The organism is Dialister succinatiphilus, from assembly GCF_928721695.1.
GTDB classification, from domain to species: Bacteria; Bacillota; Negativicutes; order Veillonellales; family Dialisteraceae; genus Dialister; species Dialister succinatiphilus.
Genome location: NZ_OV788641.1, coordinates 1763452 through 1789254, shown reverse-complemented (window position 1 = coordinate 1789254; position 25803 = coordinate 1763452). Strand labels below are relative to the sequence as shown.

Annotated in this window: 15 protein-coding genes; 1 reads left to right on the top strand and 14 read right to left on the bottom strand. The window is 48.6% G+C overall.

Annotated elements, in window-relative coordinates; translation table 11 throughout:
* Positions 1-410 precede the first annotated feature (410 nt).
* The 11 genes from citC to NW747_RS07400 all read right to left on the bottom strand — a co-directional run bounded on the left by citC (position 411) and on the right by NW747_RS07400 (position 17752).
* The gene (citC, locus tag NW747_RS07450) at positions 411-1508 is read right to left on the bottom strand and encodes a [citrate (pro-3S)-lyase] ligase (RefSeq protein ID WP_273186455.1); all 1098 of its coding nucleotides are present in this window, start codon (positions 1506-1508) and stop codon (positions 411-413) included.
* Between the two features lie 388 nt (positions 1509-1896).
* Entirely contained in the window at positions 1897-3234 is a 1338-nt protein-coding gene (locus NW747_RS07445) for a bifunctional folylpolyglutamate synthase/dihydrofolate synthase (protein ID WP_008859271.1), read from the bottom strand.
* Between the two features lie 251 nt (positions 3235-3485).
* Positions 3486-6137 (bottom strand): valine--tRNA ligase, encoded by a 2652-nt coding sequence (locus NW747_RS07440; protein ID WP_273186452.1) that lies wholly within the window; start codon positions 6135-6137, stop codon positions 3486-3488.
* 664 nt (positions 6138-6801) lie between these two features.
* Complete coding sequence (ligA, locus tag NW747_RS07435; protein ID WP_273186450.1) at positions 6802-8805, bottom strand: NAD-dependent DNA ligase LigA; 2004 nt, start codon at positions 8803-8805, stop codon at positions 6802-6804.
* A 10-nt stretch (positions 8806-8815) separates the two neighbouring features.
* Positions 8816-11023, bottom strand: coding sequence for a DNA helicase PcrA (gene pcrA, locus NW747_RS07430; RefSeq protein WP_273186447.1), 2208 nt, complete (start codon positions 11021-11023; stop codon positions 8816-8818).
* 171 nt (positions 11024-11194) lie between these two features.
* Positions 11195-12139 carry a manganese-dependent inorganic pyrophosphatase gene (locus NW747_RS07425; RefSeq protein WP_008859276.1) on the bottom strand — a complete coding sequence of 315 codons (945 nt, stop codon included), beginning with the start codon at positions 12137-12139 and terminating at the stop codon, positions 11195-11197.
* 259 nt (positions 12140-12398) lie between these two features.
* Positions 12399-13694: a phosphopyruvate hydratase gene (eno, locus tag NW747_RS07420; protein WP_273186444.1), complete on the bottom strand. Its 1296-nt coding sequence runs from the start codon at positions 13692-13694 to the stop codon at positions 12399-12401.
* A gap of 35 nt (positions 13695-13729) precedes the next feature.
* Positions 13730-14476, bottom strand: a complete 747-nt coding sequence (gene tpiA, locus NW747_RS07415) for a triose-phosphate isomerase (RefSeq protein ID WP_273186441.1) — start codon at positions 14474-14476, stop codon at positions 13730-13732.
* Between the two features lie 6 nt (positions 14477-14482).
* On the bottom strand, positions 14483-15670 hold the full coding sequence (locus tag NW747_RS07410) for a phosphoglycerate kinase (protein WP_273095854.1): 1188 nt from the start codon (positions 15668-15670) through the stop codon (positions 14483-14485).
* Positions 15671-15672: 2 nt separating this feature from the next.
* The gene (gene gap / locus NW747_RS07405; RefSeq protein ID WP_008859280.1) at positions 15673-16680 is read right to left on the bottom strand and encodes a type I glyceraldehyde-3-phosphate dehydrogenase; all 1008 of its coding nucleotides are present in this window, start codon (positions 16678-16680) and stop codon (positions 15673-15675) included.
* 40 nt (positions 16681-16720) lie between these two features.
* A complete protein-coding gene (locus NW747_RS07400; protein WP_273186438.1) occupies positions 16721-17752 on the bottom strand; it encodes a sugar-binding transcriptional regulator in 1032 nt (343 codons plus the stop codon).
* A 397-nt stretch (positions 17753-18149) separates the two neighbouring features.
* On the opposite strand from NW747_RS07400, the gene NW747_RS07395 reads away from it, so the two are divergent.
* Entirely contained in the window at positions 18150-19100 is a 951-nt protein-coding gene (locus tag NW747_RS07395) for a nitronate monooxygenase (RefSeq protein WP_273186436.1), read from the top strand.
* 736 nt (positions 19101-19836) lie between these two features.
* Here NW747_RS07395 and NW747_RS07390 read toward each other — a convergent pair.
* From NW747_RS07390 to folK, 3 genes are all read right to left on the bottom strand, one after another.
* Positions 19837-21438: a putative polysaccharide biosynthesis protein gene (locus NW747_RS07390; RefSeq protein ID WP_273186434.1), complete on the bottom strand. Its 1602-nt coding sequence runs from the start codon at positions 21436-21438 to the stop codon at positions 19837-19839.
* Between the two features lie 494 nt (positions 21439-21932).
* Positions 21933-25292, bottom strand: coding sequence for a transcription-repair coupling factor (gene mfd / locus NW747_RS07385; RefSeq protein WP_273186432.1), 3360 nt, complete (start codon positions 25290-25292; stop codon positions 21933-21935).
* Positions 25289-25789, bottom strand: a complete 501-nt coding sequence (gene folK, locus NW747_RS07380) for a 2-amino-4-hydroxy-6-hydroxymethyldihydropteridine diphosphokinase (RefSeq protein WP_008859285.1) — start codon at positions 25787-25789, stop codon at positions 25289-25291. Before folK ends, mfd begins: the two co-directional genes overlap by 4 nt.
* Positions 25790-25803: the final 14 nt, after the last annotated feature.

The following is a 25803-nucleotide window of genomic DNA, read 5'->3' as shown; positions in this document are numbered from 1 at the left end:
TGCCAGATTTGTCCGATCTTCTGTTTCTAAGGAAGCGCTGATTAAATCATTGTTTGCTTTTATTCTTGAATTTTTATGCAATGCGAGGAATGGGCTGACGCGAATAGCGAGCTATTTAAGGAAGCCCATGACGAAACAGTGCATAAAAATTCTTATAAAAGAAAACTCTATGAATTAATCAGTGCTTCCTTAACTGCCATCTGCTTTTCACCTTCTTCTTTCCTGCTCGAGCAAAATAAATCATTCCGGTAATACAGTCATGGATAGACCGTCAATAAATACCAGCCAGTGGAAAGCCCTGCACCAATAGCAAGCCCTGCAAAAGAAACGATAAAAAGGAGCTGCGAAGAAATGATTGACATTTCTCCGCAGCTCCTTTTCATTTCTATATTTATTTCTATAAAATTCGTTTATTCCTTTTTAGCCTCTTTTGCAGCAGCTTCTTCTTTTGCCTTTTCTTCGGCTTCCATCTTCTTGAAAGCTTCGGTCATTTTGATTCTGCGAATTACTTCCTGCCCAGCGGGGCTCTTCAAATAGATAAGAGTCGTTTTCGGGACCATGCGATACACCGTTTCCCAGTCGTCATCAGCCAGCGCTCTGCGGACAGAGGAGGCCGATACAATTTGGTTGCCCTTCTGTTCTCTGGGGATTTCTTTCAGTTCAATGCCGTTCTGGGCAAATACTTCCCGCATGGCATTGTTATAGGCCATAGTGGTCTTATCCGTCGGTTCTTCTCCCACAAAACGCACAGTAATATTCAATGCCGGTGCAATGCGGGTAGCGAAAACGGTGGCGTCCAGTTTGGTCTGCGCTGCGAGTTCATCGGTACCCTTGATGAAATAGGTGGGGAAAGTGGCATTGGAAATAATGAAATCACCGCCGCTGATTACCTCTACGCCTTTCATATCCCGAACACCCTGTTTAATAAGGGAAAAACGGTCAGAGAACGGGAATATGGACCGGTCTTCCTGCACAGCAAAAATAATCACTTCATCGCAGTTGTTGTGGGCATATTCCACCAGGCTCCTGTGGCCAAGAGTAAAGGGGTTGCAGTTCATTACGATGGCACCGCGGTTCTTTCCTTCACCGGTCCCCAGAATAGCCCGAACCCGGCCCAGGTAATCTTCCAGGGTATCCGTGCCCTTTTCCAAAAGGGCCGCATAAGGCTCCGCTACTGCCACGCATTTGAAGCCCATATGCTCAAAAATAGGCACATTCTTCGGTTTTGTGAAAATCTGATTTCCTGTAACTCCCCGGCGGTAGGATTCACCCTGCAGGTTGCGGATAATACGGCGGGTCAGCCCCTTCTTCTGATATTTCTCGCTGATGGCAATATCCCGCATGACACGGCCCCCCAGGGAACCGGTGCCGATGAGCTGTCCATCGTCATAAAGGCCCATGGTATAATCAATATTTCCTGTAAAAGTCAGGTCAAAGCCCTTCAAAAACTCTATTACTTTTGCTTTTTCCGAGGGATCGGTCAAAAAGATTTCATGTTCAGTAATCATAGTCCGGACTCCTTTTTAAAAGAACAAAGATGAAATTGTATATTCAAATCTTTGAAGTACTTAATTCTATTCAAATACTTCTATCTGAAGACAATTCCATTATAACATATCATTCTTACATCCTTCAATATTTTTATAACATAAAATCATTATACTATGAAGCATATGTATTAGTTATATCCTTTAAGGTTTTTATAGAATTCCTGCATTGAACAGCATCTGTGTCCGCTTAGGTAGAAATGACTCCCTACGATATACCCGCCGCGTACCGGGTCTATGAATCTGCCCGACCTTCAGCCATACCATCCAAATCCCTGCTTTCTGCCCAATCCCGGTCCCATCACCTTAAAAAATCCCGGGGCGACCCCCGGGGTTTTTCTTAAGCCTATTATTTCTTTTCTTTGGCTGCTTCCATTTCTTTTTCTTCAATGAAACGGATGGCATCTCCCAGAATGTAAAGGGATCCGCAGATAAGGACAATGTCCCCTGCCCCTGCCTCTTTCGTAGCATCTTCCAGAGCAGCCTTGACAGAAGGTTCTGCCATGAAGGCAGCATCAATCTTCTGGGCTTTGATCATGGCGCCGATTTCTTCAGGCTTCCTTGTCCTGGGTGTAGGTGCCTCGCAGGCGAAAACCTTGTCTCCCTTGCGAATAAGAAGCTGAATCACCGTTTCTGTATCCTTGTCAGCCAGAGATGTGAATACAAAGAGGCGGCGTTTATCGGGATACTGTTCCTCCAGCGCTTCCATAAGGGCTTCGGCTCCTGCCGGATTATGAGCGCCATCCATGATATAAGTGACGCCTTTTACATCGTGGATTTCAAAGCGTCCCTGCCAGCGGGTCCGGGCCAGACCTTCGCGAAGATCATTTTCATTCACCCGGTCATCCTGCTTCATGATGATAGACAGGGCCATGGTAGCTACTGCTGCATTCACAGCCTGATGAGCTCCTACGAAAGGAACAAAGAGAAGGCTCTTTTCCAGTTCCTTAGGCATATCTTTCCGTTTCACCGTAACTACCTGTCCATGTTTCCAGGGATTTCTGGAATCAATTTCAAAATCCCTGCCGTAGAAATAGATGCGGGATTTTTTTTCATGAGCTTCCTTCTTCAGCTGTTTCAAAGCCACATGCTGGGCTGCAGTAACCACCGGAATGCCTTCTTTGATGATGCCAGCCTTCTGGTGAGCGATTTCCTGAAGGGTATTGCCCAGGTACTTCATGTGGTCCATAGCCACATTGGTAATGACAGAAACCACAGGAAGAATGACATTGGTCGAATCATAAAGTCCGCCCATGCCCACTTCCATAACTGCGTAATCCACTTTCTGTTCTTTGAAATACCAGAAAGCCATGGCCGTCAGAAGTTCAAATTCCGTCGGTGCTTCTACGCCGTCTGCAATGATTTCTTCCGCCGCCTTCCGCACCACGGTAGCTGCTTTGGCAAAGTCTTCTCTGGAAATATCATGGCCGCAGATATAAATCCGTTCGGTGTAGTCCAGCAGATGAGGGGAAATGTAACGCCCCACCCGGAGCTGGGCATTTTCCAGCACGCTGGTAATCATGGCCACCACGCTTCCTTTGCCGTTGGTGCCGGTGACATGAATCACCTTGTAAGCGGTTTCCGGATTTCCCAGTTTCTTCAGCATGGCCTCTATCCGCTCCAGCCCCGGCTTAATGCCAAAGGATGCTGCCTGTTCCAGATAGGCCACTGATTCTTCGTAATTCATAATTTCTCCTTTACATAAGAAGTACTCCCTGATGAAAGGGAGTCTTCGATTGGTTTTGATGATTGCGGCTGAGCCGTGGGTTCTTCACCCTTCAGGCCCATAAGATTCTAAGGCTTAATGAATCCTTTGTGAAGGAAAGAAGATGGCGGCTTTGCCGCAGGCTGTGCCAGCTGATGTTCAGGGACCGCCGGCGGTGCCTGTAAACTTTACTCATCCGCCAAAGTCCCGTCCTGCTTAAGAACCTTTTACAATCAGAGCTGATCCAAGAACTTCAGACGTTCTTCCAGAGATTTCATCTTTTCTTCGAACTGGGCCAGTTTTTCTTTTTCCTTCTCAACCACTGCTTCAGGTGCTTTAGCCAGGAATCCTTTATTGGCCAGTTTACCGCTGGTGCGGGCAATATCTTTCTCCAGGGCCGCCTTGTTCTTTGCAATCTTTTCTTTTTCTTTAGCCGTATCAATGAGGCCCTTCAGTTCCAGATAAACTTCCAGACCGGTAACTACGGAAGTCAGTGCGTTTTCCGGTTTCGGTGCATCAGCGGAAAGCAGCTTGATGTCTTCTACATGGCCCAGTTTTTCATAGTATTCCTTATGGTTTTCAATGCAGCCTTTCAAATCATCCCGGAGAACAGCAATCTGGATGTGGCACATCTTATTGGGTGTTACGTTGGCTTCAGCGCGCATATTGCGGATAGCCTTGATGGAGTCCATAATCCTTTCAAACTGTTCTGCTTCGTCCTTGAAGCGGAGGTTTTCATCAGCCTTCGGCCAGGGAGCCCTTGCCAGGATTTCGCCTTCATGGGGCAGATGCTGCCAGAGGTGTTCCGTAATGAACGGCATAAATGGATGAAGCAGGGCCAGCATGCGGGTCAGGGTATACACCAGCACGTACTGGGTGACTTTGCGGTCCGTATTATGCTCACCATAGAGACGGGTCTTGGCTGTTTCAATGTACCAGTCGCAGAAATAGTTCCATGCGAAGTTATAAATAGAGTCTGCTGCTTCACCCAGTTCGTATTTGTCCAGGTTGGCACTGACATAATCTTCCGTGGCTGCCAGACGGTCAAGAATCCATTTATCTGCCAGAGTGAACTGCGTTTTGTCCGGAACGAAATCCTTATCATAATCGTCCAGGTTCATCAGGGTGAACTTGGTAGCATTCCAGATCTTATTGGCGAAATTCCGATTTCCTTCTACCTTTTCATAGTAGAAACGCATATCGTTGCCGGGCGTATTGCCGGTAACCAGGGTGAACCGGAGGGCATCGGCACCGTATTTATCGATGACTTCCAGAGGATCAATGCCGTTTCCAAGGGACTTGCTCATCTTGCGGCCCTGGGAATCGCGGACAAGGCCATGAATGAATACATACTTGAATGGAATTTCATGCATGAATTCCATGGACATAAACATCATGCGGGCTACCCAGAAGAAAATGATATCGTAGCCTGTAACCATGGTGGATGTAGGGTACCACTGTCTCAAAACCGGTGTCTGGTCAGGCCAGCCCATGGTGGAGAATGGCCACAGGGCAGAGGAGAACCAGGTATCCAGCACGTCCGGATCCTGATGGATATGTTTGCTGCCGCACTTCGGGCATTCGGTCAGATCCGTGCGGGATGCACTGACAGCGCCGCAGTCATCGCAGTACCATACTGGAATGCGGTGGCCCCACCAGAGCTGACGGGAAATACACCAGTCATGAATATTTTCCAGCCACTGAATATAAGTCTTGGAAAAACGTTCAGGAACAAATTTCGTCTTTCCGGAAGTCACTGCTTCCATGGCCGGTCCGGCCAGAGGTTTCATCTTTACAAACCACTGTTTCGTAGTCATTGGTTCCACCACCGTCTTGCAGCGGGAGCAGTGACCTACAGCATGCTTCGTTTCTTCAATTTTTACCAGCAGACCGGCCTTCTTGAAATCTTCAATAATGGCTTTTCTGGCTTCATAGCGGTCCATGCCGCTGTATCTGCCGGCCTTTTCATTCATTGTGCCGTCCTTGTTCATGATGACAATGGTGGGCAGGTCATGGCGCTGGCCTACTTCAAAGTCGTTGGGGTCATGGGCCGGTGTAATCTTCACGCAGCCGGTACCATAATCCATATCTACATAATCATCAGCAATAATGGGGATTTCGCGATCCGTAGTAGGAAGCTTTACCTTCTTACCTACCAGATGCGCATACCGTTTATCTTCGGGATTCACAGCTACAGCCGTATCGCCTGAAATCGTTTCCGGACGGGTCGTAGCAATTTCTATATATCCGTCTTCTCCCACGATAGGATAGTTGAAATACCAGAGATGCCCTACTTCGTCCTCATGTTCTACTTCAATATCAGAGAGTGCCGTCTGGCAGCGAGGACACCAGTTGGTGATGCGGAATCCCTGATAGATAAGACCTTTTTCGTAGAGAGAAACAAAAACTTCACGGACAGCCCGGGCGCATACATCGTCCATGGTAAACCGTTCCCGTTTCCAGTCGCAGGAAGAGCCGAGACGGCGAATCTGCAGTCCAATGCGGTTTCCGAATTTTTCCTTCCACTGCCATACTCTTTCCAAGAATTTTTCACGGCCCAGATCGTACTTATTGAGACCTTCCTCGGCAATCTGCTTTTCCACCTTCACCTGGGTAGCAATGCCTGCATGGTCCTTGCCCGGCAGCCAGAGTACGTTGTAGCCCTGCATTCTTTTATAACGAATAAGGATATCCTGCAGTGTATTATCCAGGGCATGACCCATATGCAGCTGGCCTGTTACGTTTGGCGGCGGCAGCACAATGCTGTATGGTTCCTTGGAAGGATCCGGTTCATCATGAAATACATCATGATCCTCCCAGAACTTATACCACTTCTGCTCAATCGCAGCTGGGTCATATTTGCCAAGATCTTCAAAATCTGCCATATTTTTCACTCCTAAAAATAAAAAATCTCCTCCATCCCATAGGACGAAAGAGTGCTTCCGCGGTACCACCTAAATAATCATACATGATCGCTCATTTGCGTATAACGTGCGCCACGGGCATAAGCCGGCTCCGGGGTGACCCGCTGCTTCATCCTTACCGCCTTCCCACCATCGGCAGCTCTCTAAAAATTCATCCGCAGCTTCTTCCCATCTCTGCTTTTACATATGATATGAAATATCATAGCAGGATTCAAAATGAAATGCAAGGGGTGGAAATGAAAAGTAAGGGCCGCAAAGCAGCCCTCACTTTTCATAATGTTCGCAGGATTGACAAGCGCTTTGCGTCTGCGAGTTTAGGTGACAACCTGCGGGTGCCACCTAAGGAAGCACTGATTAATTCATAGAGTTTTCTTTTATAAGAATTTTTATGCACTGTTTCGTCATGGGCTTCCTTAAATAGCTCGCTATTCGCGTCAGCCCATTCCTCGCATTGCATAAAAATTCAAGAATAAAAGCAAACAATGATTTAATCAGCGCTTCACTAAAAGAGACTGTGAAGAAATGATTTACATTTTTTCACAGCCTCTTTTAGGTGTTCACCTTCCCGCCTGACATGGTCATTCTAAGCCACCGGTGAGAAATCTCAAAGTCTGATGTCTATCATCTACTCTTGAATCCCCGCTCTTCTCAGAAATTCTTCTTCATTAATGACGGGGATATTCTTTGCCCTTGCTTTTTCCAGCTTGCTCCCTGCATCAGCACCAGCCACCACCAGGGTGGTTTTTCCGGTAATAGAAGACTGGGTATCTCCCCCCTGCTGTTTGATGATCTCACTGGCTTCTCTCCTTCCCATGGCAGAGAGTTTACCGGTAAGAACCACCATTTCTCCAGCAAAAGCCTGACCTGCAGGAATTTCCTTGATTTCTTCCATAAGAACACCGGCATCTTTGAGTTTATTAATAACAGCCAGGTTCTTCACATCGTGGAGATAATCATAAAGGCTTGTGGCTATCACTTTACCTATACCTTCAGTTTCCTGAATTTCATCAATGGAAGCGGCAATAATGGCATCCATGGTATGGAAACGGGCGGTGATGAGTTCGGCTCCTTTCGCTCCCAGAAAACGGACTCCCAGACCGAAGAGAAGTTTGGCAAGGCCTCTTCCCTTGCTGTCCGAAATAGCAGCAGCCAGGTTGGCAGCACTTTTTTCGCCCATACGCTCCATCTGTTCCATATCTTCCTGTTTCAACCGATAGAAGTCACCAGGGTCATTGACCAGACGGGCAGCCAGGAGACTGTCCACCACCGAGGGACCCATCCCTTCGATGTCCATGGCATCACGGGAAGCAAAGTGAATGAGCTTTTCCCGTACCACGCCGCCGCAGTTGGGATTTGTGCACCGATAAGCGGCTTCTCCTTCGATGCGGTGCACCGGCTCACCGCAGATAGGACAGGTCTTTGGCATTTCAAAGATTTCTTCTTTTCCCGTGCGCTTATTCTTGAGCACTGTAGAGATTTCAGGAATAATTTCCCCTGCCTTGTAAATCATGACATGATCTCCCACCCGAATGTCTTTTTCATGGATAAAATCCATGTTGTGGAGGGTAGCCCGTTTCACGGTAGTGCCTGCCAGATGCACAGGGGTAAGGTCCGCCGACGGAGTGAGAACGCCGGTACGACCCATGGTAACAATGATACGCTCTACCTTGGTTTCCACTTCTTCCGGCGGGTACTTATAAGCCATCGCCCACTTGGGATCTTTCACCGTAGCCCCCAGCTGATTCTGCTGGGCGAAATCGTTCACTTTGATGACCATACCATCGGTGTCATAGCCGAGGTCATGACGCTTGACTTCCCATTCATTGACGCCTTTGATAACGCCTTCGATGGAGTCCCATTTCCGATAATTCGGATTCACCTGAAAATGGAACGCTTCCAGCTGCTTAAGCAGTTCTTCCTGGGAATGAATTTCCAGTCCCTGCATATCCCCCAGTGCATAAGCAAAGAAGGCCAGGTTCCGGGAAGCGGTGACATGGGGATCCAGCTGGCGCAGCGATCCGGCTGCCGCATTCCGGCAGTTGGCAAAAGGCATGAGCCCTGCTTCATCCCTTTCCTCATTCAGGGCGATGAAGCTTTTTCTGGGCATATACACTTCACCTCTCACTTCCATGTAGGGCGGTGCGTTTTCAATGTAAAGAGGAATGGTGTGAATGGTTTTGACGTTGGCCGTCACATCTTCCCCTACTCTGCCGTCGCCTCGGGTAAGTCCCTGAACCAGGCTGCCATTTTCGTAAATAAGATTCATGGAAAGGCCATCAATTTTAAGTTCCGTAATATATTCCACGGAGTTTACACCAAGGCCTTCCTTCACCCTGCGGTCAAAATCCCGAAGTTCATCGGCACTGAAAGCATTGGCCAGGCTCAGCATAGGCTTGCGGAAACGGACTTTTCCAAAATCGTCGGATGCTTTGCCCCCTACCCTCTGGGTAGGAGAATCGGGAGTCACCAGTTCCGGATATTCCTTTTCCAAATCCACCAGCTGACGATAGAGGTGGTCAAATTCATAATCCGTAATTTCCGGAGCATCTTTCACATAGTACAGGTAGCTGTGATGGCGGATTTCCTTCCGGAGTTCCTGCACCTTTTTCCTGATTTCTTCAGTTGCCATAGAAATGCCTCTATTCTTCCTTCCTAATGGGGGCAAAGGTCACCATGAGCTGGCGCACCTTACCCTGAAAATCCACTTTAATCATCATATTCTTGTCTTTTCCCATGACTGCCACCACTTTCCCCTTTCCCCAAAGGTTATGAACAGCGGTATCTCCCACTTTCCAGTCATATCGAGCTTTTGTGCCGGCTTTTTTGGGTTTGTTCACCACAGCGGAGTCAGAAAGAGCATAGCGGCTCCTGCTTTCATTGTGCCAGCGGCCGGCACTTTTGATGGTCTCCTGCTTTCTATCGCTGCCCACATGGTCGATAAGGTCAGATGGGATTTCTTCCAGGAAACGGCTGGCCGCATAGGGTTTCATCTGTCCATACATGGTGCGCATATGGGCATTGCAGAGGTAAAGCTCCTTCTTTGCCCTGGTAATGGCCACGTAACAGAGACGACGTTCTTCTTCCAGGCGGGATTCTTCCATAAGGGAGCGGACGCCGGGGAAAATGCCTTCGTCCATGCCAGGCAGAAATACTACCGGGAATTCCAGGCCCTTGGCGCTGTGCATGGTCATTAGGGTGACTTTGTCATCTGTTTCTTCATAGCCGTCCACATCGTTGACCAGAGCCACCTGTTCCAGAAATTCAGCCAATCCTTCACCCGGATGGGTGGTGGTGAAGTCCTTGGCCACAGAAAGAAGTTCGCCCAGGTTTTCTTCCCTGCTCTGGGCCTGGGGATCATCGCTTTCCTGCAGTTGTACCAGATATTTTGTATCAGTCAGAATTTTCTGAATCAGGTCAAAAATATTCATCTCTGTGGAAGCATTCAGAAAATCAAAGATAAGAGCACTGAAATTCTGCAGCTTCAGCTGGGCGGAAGCGGAAATGGGAGAACCCTCCAGAGCCATAATGCCTTCAAACATGGACATGTTCCCGCTATTGGCATAGTCCGTCAGCTTCTGCACAGTGGTGGCACCAATCCCCCGTTTGGGCACATTGATGATGCGGGTAAGGCTGATGTTATCCCTGAAATTATTAATGACCTTGAGATAAGCCATAATATCCCTGATTTCCGCACGGTCATAGAATCTGGTCCCCCCTACCATGGTATAGCCGATGCCCCGCTTCACCAGGGTCTCTTCCAATACACGGGACTGAGCATTCATACGGTAGAGCACTGCCATATTTCCATAAGGCACATGGTCCTCATCATGCTTTTTCTTCATAGTGTTCACAATGAATTCCGCTTCATTGTGTTCATCCATGGCCGTATACCACTGCAGGTGAGCACCGCCCCGCTGCTCGGTCCACAGTTTCTTGGAAGGGCGGTCCGGGTTATTTTCAATCACCGCATTAGCTGCATCAAGAATGGTCTGCGTGGAGCGATAGTTCTGCTCCAGCTTGATAATCCTGGCCTTGGGATAGTCCGATTTGAAATCCATAATATTTCGAAGATCCGCACCGCGCCAGGAGTAAATACTCTGGTCTGCATCGCCTACAGCGCAGATATTCTGAAGGCTTCCGGCAATGTATTTCGCCATCAGGTACTGCGCGTGGTTCGTATCCTGGTATTCGTCGATAAGGATATAATGGAAACGATCCTGCCAGCGCCTGCGGATGGTTTCATTAGCCAGAAGCGCAGTGGTAATGAAAAGAAGATCGTCGAAATCAAGGGCATTGTTCTGCTTCATATGTTTGTCATAGAGATCATACACATCCGCTGCCTTCTGGTTATAGAAATTTCCTCCTGCCTGACGGCGGAAAGCCTGGGGGCTGAGAAGCTGGTTTTTAGCCGTAGAAATACTGCTCTGGATGGACCGGGGCTGAAACTGCTTATCATCCAGATTCAGTTCCTTCAGTACATTCTTCACCAGCTGTTTGGAATCATCAGAATCGTAAATGGTGAATTTATCGGTATAGGGTGGATAATTGTTGATTTCCCTGCGGAGGAAACGGGCGCCGAAGGAATGGAAGGTATACATCCAGATTTTGTCTGCTGCCGGCCCGACCAGACTGTGAACACGATCCCGCATTTCCTTGGCTGCTTTATTGGTAAAAGTAATGGCCAGGATTTCACTGGGGCGGATGCCCAGAGAAAGCATGTAGGCAATCCGGCAGGTCAGAGCCTTCGTTTTACCGGAACCGGCGCCGGCCATAATCAGTACCGGACCCTCCACCTGTTTAACTGCTTCCAGCTGGCGGTCATTTAATGTATGTAAAAAATCTGTCATTCTTGCTCCTTTGTTTGTTAGTGAACTAGTTAGCTAATGAACTAGTAAAAAAAGCGGAAATCTGTGCCAGACCCTGATAATAATAAAAAGAAAAACTCATATATGACAGAGTCATGTATGAGTTCTTCCTCCGCAAATCACCGGCAGCATACCAGGGATTCCAGGATTTTATTATTCTCCATATACCTTCAGGAGGAACGGAGCCACCTGTTTTTTACGGGACATGACTTTCGGCAGGTAAATCATACCATTTTCTGCCTTCTTGCCAAATGCCTTTTCAGCAGCATCTTTGGCACCTTCTGTGAACCAGAGATAGGTATCTTCTGTCAGAATATTGGTTACCATAAGATAGGAAGCTTCGTATTTCTTTTCTGCCTTGGTATCTTCCAGGGCTTTCATAATATCTGCTTTCTTTGCGTTAATCGGTTCTACATCCATAACGGAAATCTGTCCGCAGGAGAAGGTCTTTCCGCCTGCTTCAAATTCCTTGGTGTCGTTGTGAGCCAGTTTTTCAGCCGGATAGTCAGAAATATCAGCGCCGGCCTTCAGCATGTCCATGCCGTACTTTTCATAGTCTACGCCGGCAATTTCAGCCAGTTCCTTCACTGCTTTCTTATCTTCTTCTGTGCAGGTAGGAGAACGGAAGAGAACCGTATCAGAAATAATGGCAGAGAGCATCATACCTGCCACTTCTTTGGACGGTTTTACGCCGTTCTGTTTATAGAGTCCGTAAATGACAGTATTCACACAGCCTACGGGACGAATAAGGATAAAGATAGGGCTCTCCGTTTCAAAATCACCCAGGCGGTGATGATCGATGAGTTCCAGTACATCTGCATCTTTAATGCCGTCTACACACTGTTTGGATTCATTGTGGTCTACCAGAATGATTTTTGTCTTTTCGTCGGATTCGCTCTTTCTTGCCACGCTGGTCAGAAGAACCGGTGCTTCTACCTTGAAATAGTCAAGGGCGAATTTCGTTTCCTTATTCGGTTCCCCTGCTCTGGCTGCTACCGCATCCATTCCCAGCTGTCTTTTCAGATAGGAATAGGAAATAGCAGCGGCAATGCTGTCAGTATCCGGGGATTTATGTCCTGTTACATATACTTTGCTCATTCTATCGCTCCTTTAAACCAATGATGAATGGGTTCATAATCACTTTCCCCATTATACCATGAAGAGACAAAGGGGGCAAAGATTCTCCCGTTCGAAGTAAGCTCTGCGTTGAAGGTTCAGAAAATGCAGCGAAGAAAAGTTTGAAAGCTTCCCACCGGCTTTCAGGCAATAAGTACTATAGGCGGCAGCCGCCTTCTTTTACTCACGCAGCGCAGAAATCCCCGGCACCAGGCCGGGGATTTCTGCGTTTATTTTCAGCTTAATTAAACCGTTTCATTCTATGAGAAAGAGCACTGCTTCCGTAGAAAGAATCGGCGTCCAGATCTTCTTCAATACGGAGAAGCTGGTTATACTTGGCCACTCTTTCTGTACGTCCTGGAGCACCGGTCTTAATCTGGCCGGCATTGAGAGCCACGGCTACATCAGCAATGGTGGTGTCGGCAGTTTCGCCGGAGCGATGGGAAATCACGGCAGTGTATCCTGAGCGCTGAGCCATCTGCACAGCTTCAAAAGTTTCAGTCAGGGTGCCGATCTGGTTCAGCTTGATGAGAATAGAGTTAGCCACACCCAGATGAATGCCTTTGGAGAGGCGTTTGGTATTGGTGACAAAGAGGTCATCTCCTACCAGCTGTACTTTTTTACCCAGGGCGTCTGTGAGTTTCTTCCAGCCATCCCAGTCCTCTTCTCCCAGGCCGTCTTCAATGGAGATAATAGGATATTCATCAATGAGCTTTTCGTAGAATGCAATCATTTCATCAGCCGTTTTGGCGGTATGGTCTCCTGCCAGGTGGTAGAGGCCATCGTCGCCAAGAAGTTCAGAGGCTGCTACATCAGTAGCAAGAACCACATCTTTACCTGCGGTATAGCATGCTTTTTCAATGGCTTCACAGATCACTTCCATGGCTGCTTCATTGGAGGGAAGGTCTGGAGCATAACCGCCTTCGTCACCTACGGCAGTGGACAGTCCCTTCTTCTTCAGTACATCCTTCAGGGCATGATAGATTTCAGCGCACATGCGCAGACCTTCGTGGAAGCTGGGAGCACCGACAGGCATAATCATGCTTTCCTGGATGTCCACATTGTTGTCTGCATGAGCACCACCGTTCATGATATTCATCATAGGTACCGGCAGGTTATGGGCATTCACACCGCCCAGATACTGGTACAGTGGAAGGCCGGCAGAAGCAGCTGCTGCATGAGCAGCAGCCAGGGATACACCCAGAATGGCATTGGCCCCAAGGCGGCTCTTGTTTTCCGTACCGTCCAGATTGATGAGGATGTGGTCAAGGCCTCTCTGATCGCTGGCATCCCAGCCGAGCACAGCATCAGCGATTTCGCTGTTTACATTGTTTACCGCCTTCAGGACTCCTTTACCGTTGTACCGGCTTTTGTCGCCATCTCTAAGTTCAGTAGCTTCAAACATGCCTGTAGATGCACCGGAGGGAACGGCGGCCCTGGCAAAGGTGCCATCTTCCAATGTCATTTCTACTTCTACTGTGGGATTTCCCCTGGAATCCAAAATTTCTCTTGCGTGCAAATCAGTAATTGCTGCCATGCTTTATTCCTCCTGTAATTTTTTCAGTTTGGTTGTCAGGCTTTATTATAAATATCAATCATTGTGTCCGGCTTCAGGCTGGCGCCGCCAATCAAGGCACCGTCAATATTTTTCTGCTTCAGGAAATAAGATATATTATCTCCATTCACCGAACCGCCATAAAGGATACGGACCTCATCAGCTGCTTTCTTTCCTGCCGCCTCTTTCACGGTTTTACGAATAAAGGATGCGATTTCTTCCGCATCTTTGGGAGTAGCAGCCTGACCGGAGCCAATGGCCCAGATAGGTTCATAGGCAATGACCATTTTAGCTGTTTCCTCTTTGGAAAGTGCAAAAAGAGCTGTCCTGATTTCGCTTCCAATTCGTTCTTCCGTCTGGCCTTCCTTTCTTTCCTCTTCCGTTTCCCCTACGCAGAGGATAGGAATCATGTCATTTTCCAGCACCGCTTTCACTTTGCGAGCCACAAATTCATCACTCTCACCAAGAATCTGGCGCCGTTCGGAATGGCCGCAGATGACATAGCTGCAGCCCAGGTCCTTCAGCATAGGTGCCGAAATTTCTCCTGTAAATGCTCCCTTTTCTTCAGGATACACATTCTGGGCCCCCCAACGAATGGAGGAGCGGTCCAAAAAGAAACGGGCTATGGGAATATCAGTAAAGGGAGGACAGAAAAGAAGCTCGGTCCCTTCCTTTTTCTGTATTTTGAAGGCTTTGAAAAATTTCTCAGCTTCTGTCACCGTGAGATTCATTTTCCAGTTGCCTGCAATCAGGGTTTTACGCAAACAGAATCACTCCTTATCCGCCAGTACTGCCACGCCGGGAAGGACCATGCCTTCCAGCATTTCCAGGGAGGCGCCGCCGCCGGTGGATACATGGGAGAACTTGTCTTCAATGCCCAGCTGGTCCACAACGGATGCGGACTCGCCTCCGCCGATGACGGTGGTGGCATCAAGGTCTGCCATAGCTTCTGCAATGGCAAAGGTACCTTTAGCAAAGGGTTTCATTTCAAATACGCCCATGGGACCATTCCATACCACGGTTTTCATTTTCTTCAGTGTTTCTACATAAAGTTCAATCGTCTTAGGACCGATATCCAGTGCCATCCAGGGGCTCTTGAATTCCGATGCCGAAAGGACTTTTGTCTTCGCTTTTTCAGAGAAGGAATCCCCCGCCATAAAGTCCACAGGGAGCATGATTTCAGAACCCATTTCATGAGCCTTTTTCATCAGGTTTCTGGCCAAATCGAAACGATCCCTGTCCTGAAGGGACTGGCCCATGTCATATCCCTGGGCAGCCACAAATGTATTAGCCATGCCGCCGCCGATGAGGATGACATCAGCCTTTTCCATGAGGTTGGCAATAACCTGGATTTTATCACTGATTTTAGCCCCGCCGATAATGGCTGCAAAAGGTCTTTCCGGATGTTCGATGACGCCATCGAGAAAATCAATTTCCTTCTTTAATAAAAGGCCGGATACCATGGGCATCAGCCTGCCCACTCCTACCACAGAAGCATGGGTACGGTGAGATACGCCGAAAGCATCGTTCACTGCCAGGCTGCAGCCGTCAGCAAGGGCTTTGGCAAATTCGGGATCATTCTTCTCTTCTTCCTTATGGAAACGAAGATTTTCAAGAAGAAGCACCTGTCCCGGTTTAAGGCTTTTCTTCATGGCAGAGGCCTTGTCCCCTATGCAGTCATCAGCAAAGAGTACTTCCTGGTGAAGAAGTTCGGACAGACGCTTGGCACAGGGAGCAAGAGACAGCTCTTTGACCACGGCTCCCTTGGGACGCCCCATATGACTTGCCAGTACCACAGCAGCCCCCTGGTCCAGGAGGTAGCGGATGGTAGGAATGGTAGCCCGTATCCGGCGGTCATCAAGGATATGACCTTCCTTATCATGGGGCACATTATAGTCCACACGGACATACACTGTTTTTCCTTCCGGTTTCAAATCATATACGGTCTGCTTGTTCATAATCAAAGTCCTTTCGATGCTACATACTTAACAAGGTCAATGATTCTCATGGAGTATCCCCATTCATTGTCATACCAGGCAATTACTTTCACCAGATTGCCTTCCATAACCATGGTGAGGAGGCTGTCTACGGTGGAGCTGACATCGGTGGTAAGGAAATCACTGGAAACCAGCGGTTCATCGGTGTAAGCCAGAATGCCCTTCAGTTCTCCTTCCGATGCTTCTTTCAAAGCTGCATTCACTTCTTCTTTCGTTACATTCTTTGAAAGTTCTACCACCAGGTCCACCAGGGATACATCAGGTGTTGGTACGCGGATAGCCAGACCGTTCAGCTTGCCTTTCAGTTCAGGAATAACAATGCCGATGGCTTTGGCTGCGCCGGTGGAGGTAGGAATGATGTTTTCTGCTGCCGCCCTGCCTCTTCTGGGATCCTTCTTATGGGCCTTTTCCAGAATAGCCTGGTCATTGGTGTAGGAATGAACAGTAGTCATAAGTCCCCGTTTGATATGGAACTTTTCATGAAGCACCTTCACCACCGGTGCCAGGCAGTTGGTCGTGCAGGATGCATTGGAAATGATATTGTCTTTTTCCGGATCATAGGTATTTTCATTGACGCCCATGACGATGGTGGCATCGTCATCTTTGCCGGGAGCCGTAATGATAACTTTCTTGACTGTTCCTCTGATATGTTTGCCGGCGCTGACCTTGTCCTTCAGCTTGCCCGTGGATTCAACTACGATTTCAACGCCATAAGCGCTCCAGTCCAGGTGTTCCGGATCTCTGTCATGGAATACATGAACCCGTTTTCCTTCAATGATCAGGTCATCACCATCAATTTCCACCTTCTTACCCAGGCGTCCATGGACGGAATCATACTTCAGAAGATAAGCCGCAGTTTCTACACCGCTGGGGTTATTGATGGCCACCACGTCCAGGTCATCCCTGTCCAGCATGCCGCGGAATACCAGTCTGCCGATTCTGCCAAATCCGTTAATACCAATCTTTGTCATAATGTTAGTACCCTCCTGTGATTGACTTGGAACGCCGTTTCTATAAAGAGAAGCCGGCGCTGCCTTGTATGATTGTTTTACCTGCACCTTCATCAGTAATCAAGGTTCCCCGTATGCCGGCTCTGGCCATGGCAAGAATTGCGGGGCCCTTGTGACTGCCCCCGGCTGCAACTAAGACATGGGGAATAGAGGAAATATCCTCCCTGGAAATCCCGGCATTGTAGAGCCGATAGAGAATCTTCCCGTGAATATCCGCATAGAGGCCAAGAGCTTCGCCCACTGCTTTTTCCTTGATCAGCCGACGCCTTACATCTTCCGGAATCTCCAGCCACTTGGACTGATCCTCCGGCTCATCCACCCCTGTCACCAGGATATCTGTTCTGGAAAGGAGCCTGTCGATTTCTCTGAACTGGGGCAGTTCCTTCTTTACCCGAAGGAAAAGCTCGGGACTTAACCCGTCCGGTATATGGATGATATGATACTCACCGCCCAGTTTTTCCGCCATACGGGCTGCCACAAAATTGGGCAAATATTCCACCCGGTTGCCAAAACCACCGCGAGCAGGAACCACATCCACCTTCATGTGAAGGGACGGCAGGGCTTCCGCCATACCTGCCATAATCGGACCTCCGCCTACGGCGATAACAAAATTATCCCGGAGAAGACGAAGCAGTACAAAGGCCGCTTCCTGGCTGATTTCATTTTTCACAGCCGGTGTATCATCCAAATCCCCTCTCACCACAATCACCTTCTCCATGGAAAGAATCTTCTGCAGTTTATTTTCCATGTCCGAAAGAGATGGACTTTTCTGGAAATAGGGAGCCAGCGGCTCAATCAGTGATTCTCCCTTGGTGGTGAGACTCATGCCCGAAGGACGAGAAAAAAGAAGACCTGACTCTTCCATTTTTTCAATGTGCTTACGGACCGTGTTTTCAGAAAGCTTCGTCTGCATGGCGAGAAGATGCCTTCCCACCGGCCCGTTGTCGTGAATCTGCCGAAGAATCTCGTACCGCTCCTGAGCCTCTGCCATCATTTCCGGCAGGAAGAGCATCATCAAAGAATCTTCTTTCAACCATATCACTTCCATCCATTAAAAAGTGCGGAATCATGCCAAGTCTTACCTTTTACAGTATATCACGCCGTCATTAATACTACAACATCTATGTAAAAATATAGTAATACGTATACTCTACATTTCAAAAGTATACCAATTAATTTACTGCCTTCCAATTTGCTTTTTCCTGAAACCATGAAAATTCCTTAAATTACGGGCTGAAAAAAACAGGAAAATACTCTTTCCATAAATTCATACCATGAAGTCATAATGTTCTTAAGTTCAATAACTTTTCAGTATGAATTTTTCCCGAAAAAGATAAAAATTTTTTCTCATAAAAGCCATGGCCTCCACAGAAAAAATAGATATAATAAGGGCAGAACCATAACTATTTCAAAATAAGGGAGGAATCATTATGCCGTGGAAAACAAAACTGACAAAACTCTTATCCATTGATTATCCGATTATCCAGGGAGGCATGGCCTATATTTCCGATGGCCTCCTGGCTGCTGCCATGGCCCATGCAGGCTGCGCGGGAGTCATCGGTTCCGGCGGGTTCACCACCGACGAAGTGCGGGACAATATCCGCCGGGCTAAAGATATTCTGGGACCCAGAGGAATCTTCGGCGTGAACCTTATGCTCCAGGCTCCGAATAAAGACGACGTGGCCCAGATTATCTGTGACGAAAAGGTGCCCTTCGTCACATTAGGTGCCGGAAACCCTCTGCCCTGGTTTGACGATCTTCACCATGCCGGCGTGAAATGCATTCCTGTAGTGCCTAATGTGAAACTGGCCAAAAGAGTACAGGATGCCGGTGCCGACGCCCTGGTGGTGGAAGGTATGGAAGCCGGCGGTCACGACGGCAAGCTCACCCTCATGGCCCTTCTGGAAAACGTACTTCCAGACATTGAAATTCCCGTCATCGCTGCCGGCGGCATTGTAGACGGAAGAGGCATTGCCGCCGCCCTCGTTATGGGTGCCTCCGGCGTACAGATGGGCACCCGTTTCCTTCTGGCAGAAGAATGCCGTCTGCATCCTAAGGCAAAAGAAGCGATTATCAAAGCCCAGGACACGGACTCCACAGTCACCGGATTCACCACCGGTGACAGCGTACGAGGACTCAAAAACGCTTTCTCTGAAAAATACCTGAAAGCAGAATACAGCGGCGCTCCACTGGAAGAGCTCATTTCCCTGGCCGTCGGCACCACCAGAAAAGGAGCCGTAGAAGGGGCTACGGAAAACGGCTACGTCCTGGCCGGCATGTCCCTCACCCACCTCACCAGAATCCAGCCGGTGGAAGAAATTGTAGAAGGACTGGTTTCCGAGACAGAAAGAACACTGGCGGGAGCCAAGGGGCTGATTTGAATTTTATGCCCTCTGGGGCAGAAGGGGCGCGGCTGCGCCGCAGGTTGCGTAGAAAGGTTGTGTCCCCAGAGGGGAAACGACTCACTACGTTTTGTGCGTCGCTTTGCTCCTTCACCCACTGCTGTCACTGACTCACTGGATTTTCAGGTCGCTTTGCTCCCTTACAAATCCAGTTCGCATAGTGCATCCACTGCTGTCACTGACTCACTGGATTCTCAGGTCGCTTTGCTCCCCTACGAATCCAGTTCGCATAGTGCAAAATGTGTTCGCTGTGCATCGCTGCCGCTCAAGGGGCAAGGCCAAAGGGTTCAAAGGGTTCAAAAGGTTCAGAGGGTTCAGAGGGTTCAGAGGGGAAGGATTGCCGCCGAAGGCGGCAATGATTTTATATGCCGCCTTACGGCGGCCAGCGGTAAACGGATAGCAGATAGCCGTCCCACTGTCTAGTACACCAGCTCACTAGTTCACTAGGGAAGCGCTGATTAAATCACTGTCTGCTTTTATTCTTGAATTTTTATGCAATGCAAGGAATGGGACGACGCGAATAGCGAGCTATTTAAGGAGTCCCATGACGAAGCAGTGCATAAAAATTCTTATAAAAGCAGACTCTATGAATTAATCAGTGCTTCCCTAGCTCACCAGCCCACTTTTCCCCATATAAAAAAGCCATGAAATGATATCTCCTTTGAGATTCCATTTCATGGCTTTTCATATTTCCTATGATGTATTAGATGTATGATTAGATTTTAAAGCTCAGTTTTTCTACAGCGGCTGCCAGTTTCGGTCCGATTTTCGGAACGCCCTGTACGTCTTCCGGCTTCACAGCCCGGATGACCACAATAGCTGTCAGGTAAACCACTCCGCCTACACAGATAGCCGCTAATGTGGCAAGGGTATTGCTGTGGATGATACTGAAAGCTCCGTGGTAGGCCCCCAGAACGGCAGCGCCCATAATGCCGGCAGCGATGAACAGTTTCACCGTGTGAAGCATATCCATGGTATATCTTCTGAATTTGTAGAGGAAGATAAGATTCAGCACTGCTGCTACGCCAAAGTCAGCATTGGTAGCCCAGGCTGCCCCAAGCACACCCCAGGCGGGAAGGGCGGTAAGATTCCAGGAAAGAAGCACCTTTACCGATGCGGAAATGACCATATTAATGAAAGGAATGGCTGTTTTGCCCATGCCCTGCAGAACACCGGTAGTAACCTGCTGCACTCCCAGAAGGAATACGCCAAAACTCATGACTGCAATGCAGGGGCCCGCATCAGGTGTCGCATAAAGCATGGCAGAAATCGGGGTGGCAATGACGCACATGCCCACGAAAGCAGGAATCGTAATGAGGTTGGCCAGCCGCATGGCGGTGTCGGTCCTCTTCATTACTACATCTCCCCTTTTCTGAGCAATCGCTTCAGAAATGACAGGCACCAGGCTGGCCGCCAGGGAAGCGGTCACAATGGTGGGCATATTCACGAGGGCCGTAGCCATGCCGGTGAGATAGCCGAAGAGAGTCGTCGCTTCTTCCACCGCAAACCCTGCCACTTCCAAACGCCGGGGCACAATGAAAAGGTCGATGTTGGATACGATGGGCAGCATAATATTAGCCAGTGAAACGGGGATGGCCAGCACAAGAAGTCTTTTGATAATGTGGAGGGCACTTTGCGGTTTAATGGAAGGATCCTGCTCTGAAGCCAGTTCTTTTCGCCAGCCCCGGGTCATATAATAGAAACCGATAAGGACCACAATGCCCATGAAAGCACCGGGAGCCGCCCCCAGCGTAGCACCGGCAGCACCGAATTCAAGGCCGTAAGGCAGAAGGATGACAGCAAAGGCAATCATGGTCACCACCCGCACCACCTGCTCCAGAATCTGGGATACTGCCGTAGGCGTCATAAGCTGGAGACCCTGGAAATAGCCGCGCAGCGTTGCCAGAAGGGTAGCACAGAAAACAGCCGGAGAAAGAGCAAGAAGAGACCAATAGGCACGGGGATCACGAACGATGCCCGTATCCACCAGCCACTGAGCGCCAAAGAAAAGAAGGACACTGAAAAAGAGCCCTGTCAGCACCAAAGCTGCCATGGAAATACGAAATACTTTCTGTCCGCCGTGATAATCGTTTAACGCATTTCTCTCTGCCACCATGATGGAAATAGCTACCGGAAGACCGGCAGAGGATACGGAAAGACAGAGGAGATAAATTGGATAGGCCATCTGGTATAGGCCGATGCCCTCCCCGCCCAGAAGACGGGACAGATAGATACGACTGAACGCACCAATAAATTTAACAATAATACCGGCTACTGTCAGAATCAGGGCACCCTGGATAAATGAATTTTTACGCATTTTTCACCTGTTTCAATAGGAAATAGATTCACAACTCATATAGTCATATCAGATTTCAGAAAAATTGTAAAGCATTATGGCTGATTTTTATCTGAACCAGTCCAGAAGGATGGGAAAATGAGGAGCGTTGAAAGGGCCGTGACCGCCGCTTTGAAGGTAATGTTTTATAGTCCCGCCGCCTTCCTTTCCTCTCCAACCAGAATACAAAAAACAGGAAGAGGATTTCGGCCCCATCATCTTTGAGATGACCGATAATAAATATCAGCCGATGGAAAGGAACCGACTTAGGGAAGCACTGATTAATTCATAGAGTTTTCTCTTATAAGAATTTTTATGCACTGTTTCGTCATGGGCTTCCTTAAATAGCTCGCTATTCGCGTCAGCCCATTCCTCGCATTGCATAAAAATTCAAGAATAAAAGCAAACAATGATTTAATCAGCGCTTCCCTAGGCGGTCAGCAGCAGAAGGAAAAAATATTTCCACCGTCAAAACTCTACTCGCCCTTTACTTCTTTATACATTTCATCCATGAATTGGGCCATCCATTTCATTTCGTCTCCGGTAATGGCTTTTTTATTAATATTCATTTTGGCCATATGGCCGGGAAGGAGGCGGATGTAGGGAAGCATAGTCCTTGGGAGTTTCATGGGGTTCCAGCCCCGCATGGGTTCTTCGTCAGCCCAGGTAATGACGAAGGAAGCACCGCTGTCCATAATGCTTCCGATTCCAAGCTGCCTTGCCTTGACGCGGATACGGGAAATATGGAACAGTTTTTCCACTGGCCTGGTAGGAGTACCGAAGCGGTCCACCACTTCATCAATCAGGTCAGAAAGGGCCTTGTCATTTTCTACAGCAGCCAGGCGGCGATAAATTTCCATTTTCTGCTCTTCATTGGAAATATAGCTTTCATCCAGATAGGCATCCTGGCGAAATTCGATAGTGGTATTAGGCAGTTTTTTAGGCAGGGGCCTGTTTTCCCTTTTGGCCCTGAGCCTTTCCACTGCCTCCTCCAGCATGGTGCAGTAGGTGGCAAAACCGACGCTGGCAATGTTTCCATGCTGAGCCGCGCCTAGAAGATTTCCGGCGCCCCGGATTTCCAAATCCCGCATGGCCACTTTGAAGCCGCTGCCCAATTCCGTAAATTCACGGATGGTATCCAGCCTTTTTTCCGCCACTTCCGAAAGGACTTTCCCTTTCCGATAGAAAAACCAGGCCCGGGCAATTTTTTCAGAGCGGCCTACTCTTCCCCTCATCTGATAAATCTGGGAAAGTCCCATGCGGTCTGCATCATATACCAGCATGGTATTGGCATTAGGCTGGTCAAGTCCGTTTTCAATGAGGGTGGTACAGAGAAGTACATCGTATTTTTCTTCATAGAAATCAAGCATCACCTTTTCCAGCTGCCTGCCCTCCATGCGGCCATAGGCAACGCCGATAGTTACATTTTCAGGAAGGATACTGCGGAGATGGTCCAGCATGGCAGGCATGGATTCTATGCGGTTATACACAAAATAGGTCTGGCCGCCCCTTTCCTTTTCACGAAGGATAGCATCTCTTACAATGGTATCATCATACTCCGTCACATAGGTCTGGATCGCATGGCGGTTGGAAGGAGGTGTAGTAATAGTGACCATGTCCCTCACGCCGGTAAGACTCATATGGAGAGTGCGGGGAATAGGCGTAGCCGACAGGGTGAGCACATCGATTCCGCTGGACCAGGATTTCCATTTTTCCTTCTGTACCACGCCGAAGCGCTGCTCTTCATCCACCACCAGAAGCCCCAGTTTCCTGCACTCTACCTTCTTGTTGAGTACCGCATGGGTACCGATAACCACATCAATATCGCCGTCCTTTAAACGGCGCAGGATTTCTTTTTTCTCTTTCAGCGTGGTAAACCGGTTCAGGAGAGCCACATTCACGCCGAAGCTGTCCATACGGTCTTTGAAATTTTTGTAATGCTGCTGGGATAGTACCGTGGTGGGACAGAGCACCATGGCCTGATAGCCGCTCATGACACATTTAAAAACCGCCCGCATGGCCACTTCCGTTTTGCCGAAACCCACGTCGCCGCAAAGGAGCATATCCATGGGCACCGGCCTTTCCATGGCCTGTTTGATACCATCAATAGCGGTGAGCTGGTCCTCCGTTTCCACGAAGGGAAAGGTATCTTCAAATTCCCTCTGCTCCGGACCGTCTTTGGCAAAGGCAATGCCTTTGGTGATTTCCCGTTTGGCATAAATATCAAGAAGCCTTTCTGCCAGCTCCTCAATGGATTTTCTGGCCTTGGAGCGAATTTTCTCCCAATGGGCTTCTCCCATCTTGTTCAATACCGGAGTACCGCCCTCAGTACCTATGTATTTTTCCAGAGTTGAAATCTTTTCCACCGGCAGGTAAAGCTTATCATTTCCTGCATACTGGATGGCAATATAGTCCCGGTGCACGCCGGAAAGCTCGATGGTCTTAAGCCCCAGATATTTGCCGATACCGTGCACGTCCTGTACCACATAGTCTCCAGGGTTTAAGTCGGAGAAGTATCGAATCTGTCGTCCTTTGCCAGCGCCTCTCACCCGGCGGATTTTCTGTTTTCCCAGTATGTCGCCGGCAGTCAGAAGAGCCAGTTTTTCCGGGGCCATTTCATAACCTTCGGAAAGAACGCCACGCACCAGGCAGACGCTGGAAGAGGTCATCTCCGAAGAGAGAGGGATTTCATATTCTTTAAGGATTTCCTTTAACTCCTCTTCTTCCGAAGCCCGGGGAACCACGAGAAGAACCTTCCATTCTTTCTTCAGGAGAGATTTTAAATCTTCAATAAAAATGGGAATCTGCCGCTGATAGTTGGTCATGGACTGGCCCTGCCAGCCGAAGATAACCGGCTGGAAAGCAGTGAGAGAACGGTTCAGCAGGGAGAAAATAATTTCCCTGTTTCCCTTCCGTCCCCTTCGCACCATGTCATTCCAGGGAAAGGCCTTTCCTCTGTTTTCCTTTTCTTCCTTGAAATAACGATTCAGATTTTCCTCGGACCGCTGGGGTTCGTCGTAAAGGATAAGTCCCCCATCCAAATAATCAAAAAGGATGCTCTTTTTTTCTTCTTTAAGAGACAGAGGCAGCACCATAGCCTTTTCAAAGCGTTCCATGGATCGCTGGCTGTCCTCATCAAAGGAACGGATGCTGTCGATTTCATCGCCAAAAAATTCAATACGCAGGGGATGGGCTTCGCTGATGGGGAAAATATCCACAATATCACCGCGTACCGCAAAATGGCCGCATCTTTCGACCTGCCCCACTCGTTCATAACCGGCGGAAACCAGTTTTTCCAGAAGATCCTCTCTTCCCCATTCCTCGCCCAGGGTAAAGGTAAGGGCATGGTCTTTCAGCAGCTGAGGAGAAACGATTTTCTGGGCAGCCTCTATGGAAGTTGCCAGAATCACAGTCTTCTTCTTCTCCATGAGAAGGGAAAGAGACTGCATACGGTCCCTGAGCCGCTCGGTTCCCGTAAAAGTGACATGAAAACCAGCCTCCTCCACGAGAGGAAAAGGATGTGCATCGTAATCGGGAGCAAAGAAAGCCAGATCCTCTTCCCAGCGGAAAATGTCTTTCTGGTCAGGTACGATAATCACAGCCCTGTCATAGTTCTTCAGAAGAGCCGCGGCGGCCAGTGCTTTCTGGGACCCGGAAATCCCTGTCATCATGAGGGGTTTTCCTTTTTCGTCCAGAGGACATAGCCTCATCAGCCTTTCCCTCGTACCTTCTGCCAGCAGTGGGCCGGTGGTACGGTCTAAGGGAAAAGGATTCCTGCCATCCCTTAATGCCGCCTTCACACCGGACAAGGAAGATGTTTTTTCCTGTTCATTCATTTGCTCATCTCCTTTCCTTCTTTGTCGAGCTTCACCAGGTCCTTATATCCATCAAGAGATTCAATGCGGTGATGAATGGTTTCATGGTCATAAACGAAATCCGGCAGGATTTCCTCGAGCGGAACCAGCACAAAAGGCCGCTCCCAGAAATAGGGATGCGGCAGGCGGAGAAAATCGGTTTCGCTTCTTACACAGTCACTGTATATAAGATCCAGATCCAGGCTGCGGGGGCCCCAGTGAATATCCCGTTTCCGTCCGAATTCTTTTTCTATTTTAAGGAAAAGTGTCATGAGCTCTTCCGCTGTTCCCTCCCATGCCACCAGTGCTGCTGCATTAATGAAATCAGGCTGGTCCGTCTTTCCCCAGGGTTTGGTTCTGTAAAAGGAAGAAGCCTTCAGAATGTAGACATTTTCCTCTCCCAGCCTTTTGAATGCGCTTTGTAATATACCCAGGGAATCTCCCATATTGGAGCCCAGGGCCATAATATATGTATTCATGTGTCTCAATGATG